This is a genomic window from Caulobacter sp. GW821-FHT12F03 (assembly GCF_058806855.1).
The window spans coordinates 335,807-348,827 of sequence record NZ_JBXAQC010000001.1 but is presented as its reverse complement, the minus strand read 5'-3'; the positions used below and the strand labels follow the sequence as shown (position 1 = coordinate 348,827).

The 13,021-nt window shown below is 68.5% G+C and carries 10 protein-coding genes; 4 read left to right on the top strand and 6 right to left on the bottom strand.

Annotation, left to right across the window (positions count from 1 at the left end; genetic code table 11):
- Positions 1-49: 49 nt before the first annotated feature.
- Positions 50-940, bottom strand: a complete 891-nt coding sequence (locus AC1RN0_RS01625; RefSeq protein ID WP_492785679.1) for a TauD/TfdA dioxygenase family protein — start codon at positions 938-940, stop codon at positions 50-52.
- A gap of 208 nt (positions 941-1,148) precedes the next feature.
- Positions 1,149-2,573: a protein adenylyltransferase SelO gene (locus AC1RN0_RS01620; protein WP_492785678.1), complete on the bottom strand. Its 1,425-nt coding sequence runs from the start codon at positions 2,571-2,573 to the stop codon at positions 1,149-1,151.
- A gap of 82 nt (positions 2,574-2,655) precedes the next feature.
- Here AC1RN0_RS01620 and nhaA point away from each other — a divergent pair, with 82 nt between their 5' ends.
- Both nhaA and AC1RN0_RS01610 read left to right on the top strand, forming a co-directional pair.
- The gene (nhaA, locus tag AC1RN0_RS01615) at positions 2,656-3,846 is read left to right on the top strand and encodes a Na+/H+ antiporter NhaA (protein ID WP_492785677.1); all 1,191 of its coding nucleotides are present in this window, start codon (positions 2,656-2,658) and stop codon (positions 3,844-3,846) included.
- Between the two features lie 188 nt (positions 3,847-4,034).
- A complete protein-coding gene (locus AC1RN0_RS01610; RefSeq protein ID WP_492785676.1) occupies positions 4,035-6,575 on the top strand; it encodes a TonB-dependent receptor in 2,541 nt (846 codons plus the stop codon).
- A 217-nt stretch (positions 6,576-6,792) separates the two neighbouring features.
- Here AC1RN0_RS01610 and AC1RN0_RS01605 read toward each other — a convergent pair whose 3' ends face one another.
- The 3 genes from AC1RN0_RS01605 to AC1RN0_RS01595 all read right to left on the bottom strand — a co-directional run bounded on the left by AC1RN0_RS01605 (position 6,793) and on the right by AC1RN0_RS01595 (position 10,770).
- Positions 6,793-7,722 carry an alpha/beta hydrolase gene (locus AC1RN0_RS01605; protein ID WP_492785675.1) on the bottom strand — a complete coding sequence of 310 codons (930 nt, stop codon included), beginning with the start codon at positions 7,720-7,722 and terminating at the stop codon, positions 6,793-6,795.
- A gap of 11 nt (positions 7,723-7,733) precedes the next feature.
- Positions 7,734-9,596: an AMP-binding protein gene (locus tag AC1RN0_RS01600; protein ID WP_492785674.1), complete on the bottom strand. Its 1,863-nt coding sequence runs from the start codon at positions 9,594-9,596 to the stop codon at positions 7,734-7,736.
- A 208-nt stretch (positions 9,597-9,804) separates the two neighbouring features.
- The gene (locus AC1RN0_RS01595; RefSeq protein WP_492785673.1) at positions 9,805-10,770 is read right to left on the bottom strand and encodes an alpha/beta fold hydrolase; all 966 of its coding nucleotides are present in this window, start codon (positions 10,768-10,770) and stop codon (positions 9,805-9,807) included.
- A gap of 141 nt (positions 10,771-10,911) precedes the next feature.
- Here AC1RN0_RS01595 and AC1RN0_RS01590 point away from each other — a divergent pair, with 141 nt between their 5' ends.
- Both AC1RN0_RS01590 and AC1RN0_RS01585 read left to right on the top strand, forming a co-directional pair.
- Positions 10,912-11,133 carry an antitoxin gene (locus AC1RN0_RS01590; protein ID WP_492785672.1) on the top strand — a complete coding sequence of 74 codons (222 nt, stop codon included), beginning with the start codon at positions 10,912-10,914 and terminating at the stop codon, positions 11,131-11,133.
- Positions 11,073-11,393, top strand: a complete 321-nt coding sequence (locus tag AC1RN0_RS01585; protein ID WP_492785671.1) for a type II toxin-antitoxin system RelE/ParE family toxin — start codon at positions 11,073-11,075, stop codon at positions 11,391-11,393. Before AC1RN0_RS01590 ends, AC1RN0_RS01585 begins: the two co-directional genes overlap by 61 nt.
- A gap of 3 nt (positions 11,394-11,396) precedes the next feature.
- On the opposite strand, the gene AC1RN0_RS01580 is transcribed toward AC1RN0_RS01585, so the two are convergent.
- The gene (locus tag AC1RN0_RS01580) at positions 11,397-12,968 is read right to left on the bottom strand and encodes a long-chain-fatty-acid--CoA ligase (protein ID WP_492785670.1); all 1,572 of its coding nucleotides are present in this window, start codon (positions 12,966-12,968) and stop codon (positions 11,397-11,399) included.
- Positions 12,969-13,021: the final 53 nt, after the last annotated feature.

Below are 13,021 nucleotides of genomic sequence, written 5' to 3'. Positions count from 1 at the left end.
CTTCGCAAGAAATCGTCGGGAGCGAAGACCAGGGAACGCGGTCGAAAGGTCAGAACGGCTTGTCGTGGCCCGCGACGGTGACGCGCTCGACGGCGCGGTAGGCGGGCCAGTAGTCGAGCACGGCGTAGTGCTGGGTGGCGCGGTTGTCCCAGAAGACGATGGCGTTGGGCGTCCAGCGCAGGCGGACCTGGTACTCGGGGGCCTTCACCCGGTCGGTCAGATAGGTCAGGAGCTCACGGCTCTCGTCATCGTCGAGGCCAAGGATGCGCGTCGTGAAGACGTGATTGACGAACAGGTGCTTTTCGCCGGTCTCGGGGTGGGTGCGGACCACCGGGTGGACGCGCGGCGGATAGTCCCGTCGCAGTTCGGCCCGTCGCTCCCCGGACACGCGGTAGCCGTAGCTCTGCAGGATGTCGTGCTCGGCCTTCAGCCGCGACAGCCGGTCCTTCAGCTCGGGCGGCAGGTCGGCATAGACCGCCGCCGTATCGGCGAAGATCGTGTCCCCGCCCTGCGGCGGCAGGGTCCGGGCGCGAAGGATGCCGGCGAACGAAGGCTTCTCGCGAAAGGTCACGTCGGTGTGCCACTTGTTGGCCGGCCGGACGATCGGCAGCAGGTCGTCGGTCAGCTTCAGGCCGTCAGCCGCCTCAATGTGCAGGATCTCGCGATAGCCGGGCACCGTGGTGGTGACCGGATGCCCCTCCAGCTCGCCGAAGTAGCGGCCGAACCGGACGTGGTCCGCATGGCTGATGTCCTGGTCGCGGAAGACCAGCACCTTGTAACGATTCAGGCCCCCGCGGATCGCGGCGACCTCGCCGGCCTCGAGCGGGCGGGTCAGGTCGACGCCGGACACCTCGGCGCCGAGAAGGGGACCCAGAGGGGTGAAGGTCAGCCCTTCGACGACTTCCGTCTCGAAGCGGCTTTTGTCGATGATCGCGGTCATGGGCGCGTCCTCATGGCGTTGCGGGGTCGCGCGGACCGGACGCTCAGGCCGTCCGATCCGCGCTTGCACCATCCGCGGCGACAGGGGAGGAGCGTCGCCGCTGACTAATTCCTATCAACTGAATAGGATTTAAGTCCCGGCAGATTTTCTGAGGGCGTTATCGGCGGTTCTGTTTTGCTGATGGCGGGATGCGTCAGGCCCGCGGATGTCAGGCGGCGGGATCGAGCCCCCAGGCCTGACGGGCCTGTTCCAGGCGCGCCAGCTTCGCCTGCAACGGCGCCCAGTCGTCACGGTCGGCGATGGCCGCCCAGAGGGACTCGACCTCGTCGACCAGCATCTCCTCGGGCTCGACGGCGGCGAACATCGGATGGTCCAGCCGCTCGGGCCGATCCGCGTCCGCCTGCCCCAGCAGCGCGCGGAACGCGAGAAACGCCTCGCCGCCGTAGAGGTCGGCGCGCGGGCCGGCCAGGGCGCGGTCGTCGCGTCCGCCGAACCAGTCGAAGAAGAACGGCTCCCAACGCAGGCGCTCCCCGCCCTCGGCCAGCGCCCGGAAGGCCGCGTTGACCAGGTCGAGGTCGGCGTCCGGGCCGCGCGAGCGCACGCCCAGCCGCGCCAGCATCGCTTCGCGCATGGCCTCGCGGTAGGCCGGAGTGAAGCCGTTGAGCGCCGCGACCAGCGCGTCGGACTCGGCGACCAGCGACAGGCAGCCGGCCAGCTGTTGCAGGTTCCAGAACGCCGCCTCCGGCTGCCGGCCGAAGCTGTAGAGGCCGGTCTCGTCGAAATAGGCGGCGGTGAAGTTGGGATCGTTGCGCGGCAGGAAGCGCCAGGGACCGTAGTCGAAGCTCTCGCCCGTCACGACCATGTTGTCGGTGTTGAGCACCCCGTGGACGAATCCGGCGGCCATCCAGCGAGCGACCAGCCGGGCGGTGCGCGCGACCACGGCGGCGAGAAACGCCGCGGGCCGGTCGGCGACGTCCGCCAGCTCCGGGTAATAGGCGTCGATACAGTGATCGACGAGCCGGCCGACATTGTCGCCGCGCTCGAAATAGGCCTGCCGCTGGAAGGTGCCGAAGCGCATGTGACTGTGCGACAGCCGGACCATGACGGCCGAGCGCGTCGGGCTGGGCTCGTCATTGCGCTCAAGGTCCTCGCCCGTCTCGATCAGGGAGAAGCAGCGGCTGGTCGGCACGCCGAGCGCCTCCAGCATCGTCGCGGCCAGCACCTCGCGCACGCCGCCCTTCAGCGTCAGGCGGCCGTCGCCGCGCCGCGACCAGGGCGTCTGGCCCGAGCCCTTGGTGGCCAGGTCGAGCAGCCGGTCGCCCGGGGTCTCGCGCAGCTGCGCGAACAGAAAGCCCCGGCCGTCGCCGAGGTCGGGGTTGTAGGTGCGGAACTGATGGCCGTGATAGCGCATCGCCAGCGGGCCGGGCTGGTTGTCCGGGAGGGGGTCGAACAGGCCGAAGTGGCGGATCCACTCCGCCTCGGTCAGCCCGCCCAGGCCGACCGTCTCCGCCGCCCGCTGGTTCCGGTGGCGCAGGACCGTGCGCGGAAAATCCGCCGCCGTCACCGGGTCGGCGAACTCCGGACCAAGCTGCATGAAGCGGGGATCAGGACGATAGTCGGGGGACACGGGCATCCCTCGCAGATGACCGTCGATATCGCCCGGCGCAAGTCCGGTTTTGATTGGGCGCCCCCTCGCCGCATGGTAGCTGAACGCCATGACACGCCGGTTCACCCTCGATTTTCTCAGAACGGAGGCCGCCTCGGGCCTGGTGCTGGCGACCGCCGCGCTGGCGGCCGTCGCCCTGGCCAACTCGCCGCTGCGCGAGGCCTATTTCGGCTTCGTGAAGGCGCCCCTCACCCTGCAGGTCGGCGGCTGGGAAGAGACGAAGTCGGTTCTGAAGTGGACCAAGGACGGCCTGATGGCCGTGTTCTTCTTCGTCGTCGGTCTGGAGATCAAATACGAGATCCTCAAGGGCGAGCTGTCCAATCCGCGCAAGCTGGCGACCCCGGTGTTCGCCGCCCTCGGCGGGATGCTGGTTCCGGCGCTGGTGTTCCTGGCGTTCAATCTCGGCGACGGCGGCTCGCCGCGCGGCTGGCCGATCCCGACCGCCACCGACATCGCCTTCGCCCTCGCCGCACTGGCCATGGCGGCGCCGCGCCTGCCCCCCTCGCTGAGGGTGTTCCTGCTCACGCTGGCCATCGCCGACGACCTGGGCGCCGTGGCGCTGATCGCCGTGCTGTTCAGCGCCCACATTGATCTGGCCGCGCTGGCCGGCGCCGGCGTCGGCCTGGCCGTGCTGGCGTGGATCGGACGCTGGAAGGCTGACCCGACCGTGCTGTTCGCGCTGGTGTTCCTGGGGGTCTGGGCCTTCACCCTGAAATCCGGCGTGAACACCTCGCTCGCCGGGGTCGTCGCCGCCATGACGGTGCCGCTCAACGGACACAAGCCGGGCGAGCACGGGCAGCTGAAGCGCTACATGGAAGCGCTTCACCCCTACGTCGCCTATGGCGTCCTTCCCTTCTTCGCCTTCGTCGCGGCCGGCTTCGCCTTCGACGCCTTCCCGGCCGGCGGGCTGCTGGCGCCGCTGCCGCTCGGCATTGCGGCCGGTCTGGTGCTGGGCAAACCGCTCGGCGTCCTCGGGGCCACCGCCCTGGTCTGCGCGCTGAAGCTGGGCCACCGGCCGAGCGACGCGACCTGGCCGCAGATTCTCGGCGTCTCGATGCTCTGCGGGGTCGGCTTCACCATGAGCCTGTTCATCGGCGGCCTGGCGTTCCACGACGGCGCCGCCGCCTCGCAGGTCCAGCTTGGCGTCATCGCCGGCTCGCTGATCTCGGTGCTGGCGGGGGTTTTGACGCTGCGACAGGCGCAACCGGCCGTGCCAAAAAAGGCGAACGACGTTTTTTGACGCCAGCGCTGTCACACGACAGACACGAAGTGACCATTTTCCTTTTCCGGCAAGGGATTGACGCTTGTGCAGGCTTCCCGGCTTACCGTAGGTGAACGCCGTCAACTTTGACGGGACCGTCAGGTCCCCAGAAGTGTCTCAATCCGCGCGGCTCCTCCCCGACCGCGCCAAAAAACTCAGGACAGGAAATGCGCTTTTCTCAACTGCTTCGCGCGTCGGCCTCGGCCGCCGTGCTGTCGGCCCTTTTCGCCGGCGCCGCCTACGCTCAGGACCAGGAGCCGTCCACGGTCGACGCGATCATCGTCACCGCCACCAAGCGTGAGCAGAGCCTGCAGGACGTGCCGGTCGTCGTCACCGCCGTCAGCGGCCAGCTGATGCAGGACGCCGGCGTCAAGGACATCAAGGACCTGACGATCCTGACCCCGGGCCTGACGGTCACCTCGACCTCCAACGAAACCGTCACCACCGCCCGCATCCGCGGCGTCGGCACCGTCGGCGACAACCCCGGCCTGGAATCCTCGGTCGGCGTCGTGATCGACGGCGTCTATCGCCCGCGCAACGGCGTCTCGTTCGGCGACCTCGGTGAACTGCAGCGCGTCGAAGTGCTGAAGGGCCCGCAGGGCACGCTGTTCGGCAAGAACACCTCGGCCGGCGTCATCAACATCCTGTCGGTCGCCCCGTCGTTCAACTTCGGCGCCGACGGCGAAATCACCGTGGGCAACTACGGCTCGCGCGGCGTGTCGGGCTCGGTCACCGGCCCGCTGACCTCCGACCAGACGCTCGCCGGTCGCCTGTTCTTCGCCACGCGCCAGCGTGACGGCTACCTGGACGTGGTCACCGGCACCGCCGGCCCGCGCACCCAGAAGGACGATGTGAACCAGGACTTCTGGACCGCCCGCGGCCAGCTGCTGTTCGTTCCCAACGACGACCTGAAGATCCGCGTCATCGCCGACTACACCAGCCGCGACGAATCCTGCTGCCTGGCCACGCAACTGGTCGTCGGCAACGCCGCCACCTCGCGCGCCAACTACATCAACGCCGTCCGTCCGGGCTCGATCGACACGAGCGAGCGCCCGTTCGAGCGCAACGCCTACGCCAACCGCGACACCGGCCAGTACATCGTCGACACGGGCTTCTCGGCCCAGGCCGACTGGGACCTGAACGACGACATCACCATGACGTCGATCACCGCGTGGCGGAACTGGCGGGCCGAGACCGGTCAGGACTCCGACTTCACCGCCGCTGACGTCGCCTATCGTCCCAACGACGGCTCGAACTACACCGAGTTCACGCAGTTCTCGCAGGAACTGCGCTTCGCGGGCTCGGCCGGTTCGCTCGACTGGCTGGTCGGCGCCTTCTACGCGAAGGAAGACCTCGATGCCCGTTCGGTCCTGCTCTACGGCAAGGATTTCTACGGCTACTTCGACCAGCGCGTGCTGGGCAACGTGCCGGCCGCCATCGGCCTGGTCTCGGGCACCATCCACCAGCAGGGCAACGGCTCGGACGACCGCTACACCCAGACCGACAAGACCTTCGCCCTGTTCACCGACAACACCTGGTCGATCACCGATGCGCTGAAGCTGACGGTCGGCCTGCGGTACAGCAGCAGCGACAAGTCGCTGGGCACCACCTACAGCACCACCGGCGCCTCGTGCGACCAGGGTGAAGCGGCCTACGGCGCCATCGCCGGCCTGGCCGGTGTGGCGACCGCCCGTGCGATCGTCGGCGGCCTGTGCCTGAACGCCCAGAACAACGACTTCGACGCCCTGGGCCACTTCACCCAGACCCGCAGCGAAGACGAGACCACGGGCACCATCAAGCTGTCGTACAAGATCACCGACGACATCATGACCTACGCCTCCGCGGCGCGGGGCTACAAGTCGGGCGGCTTCAACCTCGACCGCACGAGCCGCGCCCGGATCACCCCGTTCGGCTCGCCCCTGCCCTTCAACCCGGCCGTCAACTGCGCCGTGGCCACGGGCTGCCTGGACTTCGCCGTCCTGACCGACACCAGCTTCGCGCCGGAGTTCGCGGACTCCTACGAAGTCGGGATCAAGACCAAGTGGTTCAACAACTCGCTGCTGCTGAACGCGACCGTCTTCTATCAGGACTACACCGACTTCCAGCTGAACACCTTCATCGGCACGGCCTTCGTGGTCGAGTCGATCCCCGAGGTGATCTCCAAGGGCGTCGACGCCGACTTCGTCTGGTTCACGCCGGTCGACGGCCTGGCCATCCAGGGCGGCGTGACCTACGCCGAGACCCAGTTCGGCGACTTCACCGCCGCTGACCTGACCGACCCGACCCGCTTCAACGCCGTGTTCCGCCTGCCGGGTTCGCAGGTCTCGTTCGCGCCGCGCTGGTCGTCGTCCGTCTCGGCCACCTACGAGCGCGACATCAGCGACTCGCTGGTGTTCCGCACCAACGTCTCGGCCAAGTACAGCTCGCGCTACAACACCGGCTCCGATCTGCACCCCGTCAAGGAGCAGGACGCCTTCACCCTGGTGAACGCCCGCATCGGCATCGGCTCGCAGGACGAGCGCTGGTCGGTGGAACTGTTCTCGAACAACCTGTTCGACCAGGACTACCTGCAGGTCGCCTTCAACGGCCCGTTCCAGGTCGACACGTCCAACCCGTACAACGCGACGGCGGACGCCAACACCTCGACCTACGACACCTTCCTGGGCGCGCCCCGGACGGTGGGCCTGACCCTGCGCGGCAAATTCTAGTCCCGCACTCAGCGCTGAGCTGAAAAGCGAAGGGCGGCTCGGGGAAACCCGGGCCGCCCTTTTTCTTTGTGTCTTGCAAGGTGCGTCCTTCGAGACGCGATGCTGGGGGATCGCTCCCCAGCATGACGGGCAGGGTTGGGCCGCACGTCCCTTCGTCATGGTGAGGCGCGGGCCATCAGCCCCCGCATCAGTCCCGGGCCTCGAACCACTCTGGGTGTTACGCCAGCGCCGCCTTAAGAGCCGCCGCCGTTTCCTCGATCGCGGCCGGCACGGCCGGGCTGAACGGGGCCAGGGTGAAGAAGTCGTGGACGAAGGCGGCGTACTCGACGTGCCGCGCCGTGCCGCCGGCGGCGTTGATGGCGGCGGCGTAGGCCTTGCCCTCGTCCTTCAGCGGATCGAAGCCGGCGGTGATCACGAGGGCCGGCGCGACGCCGGTCAGGTCGGCGAACTTCGGCTCGGCGCGCTTGCGATCGGGGTGGCGATTGACCCCGAAGTGGTCGCCGAACCAGTCCATCACCTCGGCCGTCAGCAGGTGGCCGGTGGCCAGGTCGCGGCGGGACGCCGTATCCTGCTCCATCGCCGTGGCCGGGTAGAGCAGCAGCTGGAAGGCCAGCCGGCGCTTCGGATCGTCCTTGATCTCCAGCGCCACGACGGCCGACAGGTTGCCGCCCGCCGAACAGCCGCCGACGGCGATGCGGGCCGGATCGACGCCGATCTCGGCGGCGTGGTCGAAGGTCCACTTCAGCGCCGCCAGGGCGTCGTCGTGCGCCGCCGGAAATTCATGTTCCGGCGCCAGGCGGTAGTCGACCGACAGCACCCGAACGCCCGAGGCCGCGGCGAGCCGGCGCAGGAAGCCGTCATGGGTGTCGAGGTCGCCGATGACGAAGCCGCCGCCGTGGAAATAGACCAGGCCCGGCCCGACGGCGGGCGCGTCCTTTGGCGTATAGAGGCGCGCCTTGATCGGCCCCGCGCCGCCGGCGACCTCAAGGTCACGAACGTCGAGGTCGGTCGGCGCGCCGGCGTCGACCCCGACCCGCTGGGCGCGATAGCCCTCGCGGATCATGGCCGGCGGCAGGGTCTTGAGAGGCGGCATCTCGACCGCGTTGGTCGCGTCGAGCAGCGCGCGGAAGGCGGGATCCATCGTCATCGTTCGTTCCTTCAGACCGTGACCACGCCGGCGGCGGGCGGATTGGCGTAGAGGCCCTGCACCAGGGCGTCGCGGCGTTCGAGCGTCGCGCGCTGGTTGACGTAGCCCTTGTCGGTGATTTCGCCGGCGTCGATCGACGGCGGCTCGGTCAGGATCACGAAGCGCCCCACGCGACGCGAGGAGCCCCCGGCCGTGGCGTTGAACGCCGCCAGCTTCTCGCTGAGGATCGCCGTCAGCTTGTCGATCGGCGAGCCCGGGCCCGGATCGGCGGCCAGCGCCTGCATCCCGGCCATCGATGGCCAGAACAGCGCCCCGATGAACGGCTTGTCCTGCCCGGCGATGACCGCGTCCATGACCCAGGGACTGGCGGCGGCGACCAGGTCGGGGCGCAGCGTGCCAACGCTGACCCAGGTGCCGCTGTCGAGCTTGAAGTCCTCGGTCACGCGGCCGTCGAACATCAGGCCCTGGGCCGGATCGTTTTCGTCGACGAAGCGGGCGGCGTCGCCCAGCTTGTAGAAGCCTTCCTCGTCGAAGGCGGCGGCGGTCTTTTCCGGGTCGTTGTGATAGCCGGTGGTGACGGTCGGGCCCTTAACCCGCACCTCCAGCTTGGTCCCGTTCGGCACCAGCTTGATCGTCACGCCGGGCACCGGCAGGCCGACGAGGCCGACCTGCTCGGTCGCCCAGTGGGTCACGGTCACGCCCTGCGTCTCGGTCGCGCCGTACATCGTCGTCAGCGGGATGCGGTGGCCCGTCTCGGCCACGGCCAGGGCCTGCAGGCGGTCGTTGATGTCGTTCGACAGGGTCGCGCCGCCGTAGCCCATGTAGCGCAGGTTCTTGAAGAACGACGCCCGCAGCACCGGGTCGCGCTCCATGGCCTCGGCCAGCATGCCGAAGGCGATCGGCGCCGAGCCGAACACCACCGGCGAGACCTCATAGAGGTTCTTGATCGTCGTTTCGAACATGCCGGGGATCGGCTTGCCCTCGTCGAGGTGCACCGTGCCACCCGACCACAGCACGCCGTTGAAGCTGATGTTGCCGGCGCTGATGTGGCTCCAGGGCATCCACTCCAGGCTCTGCGGGATGACGTCGGGATCGGCCTCCTCCGAGCGGAGGCCCTCGCCGCCGGCGATGGTCGCGGCCATCATGCCGAAGGTCTGCGGCACGCCCTTGGGCATGCCGGTCGAGCCCGAGGTGAACAGATACTTGGCCACGGTCTCGTGGCCGAGCTTTTCGCGGGCCGCGTGGACCGCGGCGGTCGGTTCGGTCGCGGTAAGCGCCGAGAGCGGTATCGCCCCCTCCCCCGTGCCGTCAGCGGTCACGAACACCAGCGTCGGATCGTAGGCGCGCAGGGTGGCGATGGCCCGTTCGAACATCACGCCCGACTGGGCGAAGATCACGCGGGGCTTCACGGTCTCGACGCAGTGCTTGAGCTTGGCGTGGTCGGTCGAGATCAGGCTGTAGGCCGGACTGATCGGGGCCACCGGCACGCCGGCCGTGTAGCAGCCGATGGTCACCAGCGCATGCTCGATGGAGTTGGCCGACAGGACCATGACGCTGTCCGCGCCGGTCAGGCCGCGATCGAGCAGCCACTGGGCGATGCCCTCGGCGGCGCGGACGGCCTCGCCGTAGGTCACCTGGCGCCAGGGACCGTGGCCGGGCTCGCGCTGCTTCATCCAGGGGCGGTCCGGATGGAGTTGCGCCTTGTCGCGGATCAGGTGGGCGATCGAGCGGGGCCCCTCGCCCGGCGCATGGTTCGAGCGCAGCAGGATCGAGCCGTCAGCGCGCCGCTCGACCGTGACGTCCGGCCCCTTCTGGGGCAGGGGCTTGAAAGCCGGCTTCACCGCAGCCGAAGCCGCACCGTCAGCGGGGGTCATGGGCGTTTCCTGGGCGTTTGTTATCGTTGTTCTCTTGAGACTATCCCTGCCCCTAGGGGAGTCAAACGGCGGTTGGGCGCGGTGCGTCCTTCGAGACGCGGACCTGGGGGTCCGCTCCTCAGGATGACGGGCAGGGGTGGCCTGCGCTCTTGTTCGTCATGGTGAGGAGCGAGGCCCCGGCCGAGCGTCTCGAACCACGCAGCCTGCTTCACAGTCCCTTCAGCCACCCCACCAGCAGGTCGGTCACCGCCTCGGGCGCTTCCTGCTGGGTCCAGTGGCCGACGCCGGGCAGCAGATGGGCGCCTTGCAGGTTCGGCAGGTGCGGGGTCATGACGTCGAGCGGATTGACCCCCGGAATCATCTTCAGCACCAGGTCGCGCTCGCCGCCGATAAAGAAGGACGGCTGTTCAATCTTCCGGTCCTTGAACGGCTGCAGCCAGGCGAAGTCGCGCTCGTGGTTGCGGTAGCGGCTGAGCGGCCCGAAGAAGCCCGAACGGTGGAACTCGGCGGTGAAGTAGTCCTCGTCGTCCTTCGTCAGCCAGGCCGGGAACTGGCCGGGATCCGGCAGACGGTCGAGCAGGGCCTCGCCGTGCGGCTTGTCGACCGGCCAGGTTCCGTCCGGCGCATCGCCGCTTATGGCGTAGTAGAACTTGCGGATCGCCGCGCGCGGGTCGCTGCCCAACTCGGCTTCCGCCGGCCCGACGTCCTGGAAATAGACCTGGTAGAAGAACCGGCCGTTGTCGGTGAAGACCGCCTTGATGATGTCCATGAACTGCACGGCCGGCACGCCGGTGTAGGGCACCGAAAGACCGGCCACCGCCCGCACCCGGTCGGGCCGGGTCAGGGCCGTGTTCCAGACGATCGGCGCGCCCCAGTCGTGGCCGATCAGCACGGCCTTCTCGCCCGGCGCCAGGTGCTCGATGACCCCGGCGACGTCGGTGGTGATCTGTTCGAGGCTGTAGTCTTCGACCCGTCCGGGCTTGTCCGATCCGCCATAGCCGCGCACGTCGATGGCGCAGACGGTGAACCCGGCCGCCGCGATCGGCGCGATCTGGTGACGCCAGCTGTACCAGCTCTCCGGAAAGCCATGGACGAGGACCACCAGAGGGCCCGAACCCTGGACGACCGCGCGCAGGTTTATCCCGTTGGTCGGGATGGTGGTGAAGGTGGTCATGGCGTTTCCCCGTTTCCCCCGAATCCATCACGGACGACGTCGGGGCAGGCAAGGGCAAAGGGCGGTGATCGATTTGCTACCTTTACGCGTATAAATACATTATGCTCTTGTTTCCTCCTCGACGCATGCTAGGTTTTCATCATGAGCGATGAAAAGCCTCCCGGCGTTGAGGAGACGCCCGCGCTGTTCGATGCGGAGATCGAGCCCGCGCCCCCCCTGACGGACGAGGAAGAGGCCGCGCTGCTGGAGGCCGAGGCCGATGCGGACGCGGGACGGGTCGTGCCGCATTCAGAAGTGGTCAAGTGGCTCAAGACGTGGGGAACCCCCGACGAGGGGCCGCCGCCAAAGTCGTGGTTCAGGTAGTCTGGACCGAAAGCGCTATCGGCGATCTCGAAGCCATCCGAAACCATGTCGCGCGGGACAGGCCGATAGCCGCCGACAGATTGGCGGAAAGGCTCATTCAAGCAGGAAATGCGCTAGATCAGAATCCTGACCGTGGCCGACCCATCGGGGGTAACCGCCGTGAGCTCGCGCATGTCAGGCCATATCTCATCCGGTACCGCGTGAGATTTGGCGCCGTCGAAATCCTTGCGGTCCGCCACGCGGCGCGGAAGCCGGACTAAACATCACCCCACCAGCCGCTCCCGGCCCTCCCAGAACGGCGCCCTGAGCTCTCGCCGCAGCACCTTGCCGGACGGGTTGCGCGGCAGGGCCTCGATGAAGTCGATGCTCTTGGGCGCCTTGTACCCGGCGATCCGGCTACGGGTGTGAGCGATGATCTCGTCGGGGGTCGCCGTCGCGCCGGGCTTGAGCACCACCAGGCCCTTGACCGCCTCGCCCCAGCGCTCGTCCGGCACGCCGATGACGGCGGCGTCGGCCACGGCGGGGTGGCTGAACAGAGCGTTCTCGACCTCGGCCGGATATACGTTCTCGCCGCCGGACACGATCATGTCCTTCACCCGGTCGTAGATGTAGAGATAGCCCTCGTCGTCGAAGTAGCCGGCGTCGCCGCTGGAGAACCAGCCCTGCGGGCAGACCGCGTCGGCCGTGGCCTCCGGCCGGTTCCAGTAGCCCTTCATCACGCCGCGGGCGCGGATCTGGATCTCCCCGACCTCGCCCGGCTTGCCCGGCTCGCCGGTGGTGGTCATGACCCGCACCTCGAAGCCCGGCCAGGGCTTGCCGCAGGATCGCAGCTTGTCCCGCTCCGGCGCGTGGTCCTCGGGCGGCAGGTAGGTGGCGCCGCCGATCGTCTCGGTCAGGCCGTAGAGCTGGGTGAAGTCGCAGCCGAACCGCTCCTGGGCCTGGCGCAGCACCGCTTCGGAGATCGGCGAGGCGCCGTAGAAGATGCGCTCCAGCCGGCGGAAGTCGGCGTGCTCGACGCCCGGCGTCTGCAGCAGCATGTTGATGATCGTCGGGGCGAGGAAGGCGTAGGCGACCTGCTTGTCCTGCAGCCGGTCGATGATCTCGGCCGCGTTGACCTCGCGGGTCAGGATGTTGCGCACGCCCTGCAGCAGGGCCAGCAGCCCGCAGTTGGTGCCCGCCACATGGAACAGGGGCATGACGACGAGGTTGGTCTTGCCCGCCTCGTACCTCGCCCAGCCCGCCTCCAGCGCCGTCGCGAACAGGCTGAGGAAGTTGGCCTGGGTCAGCTGCACGCCCTTGGGCAGGCCTGTGGTGCCCGAGGTGTAGAGCTGGATCACGTCGTCGTCGGGCCGGGCTTTCAGCCGGGGATCGCTGGCGTCATGGCTGCCGATCCAGTCGCGGAAGGCCGGCCAGCGCGGATGACCGGGCTCGAACTGCACCAGGCCCTGGATGTCGGGCAGGTCGCCGACGATCATGTCGACCACGCCGCCGAAGTCCTGGCCGACCACCAGCACCTTCGCGTGGGCGTCCTTGAGGATGAACGCGATCTCCGGCGGGGCCAGCCGCCAGTTGACTGGCGCCAGCGTCACGCGGGCCTTGATGCAGCCGAACCACAGCACGAAGAAGTCGTCGATGTTCTTGGCCAGGACGCCGACGCGGTCGCCGGGCCTGAGCCCCTGGGCCAGCAGGGCCTGGGCGCACTGGTTCGAGGCGCGGTCGAGGTCGCCGAAGGTGGTCGTGCGGCCCTCGAACCAGATCGCCTCGGCGTCCGGGCGCAGCCGCGCCTGGAGACGGGGGACGTCGGCCACGGACTGAATGTCGGCGAGAAGAGTCATGCGGTTTCCTGTCCTGCCGCGCCTCTGTCGGGCGCTGGCGGCGGCAGGATGCA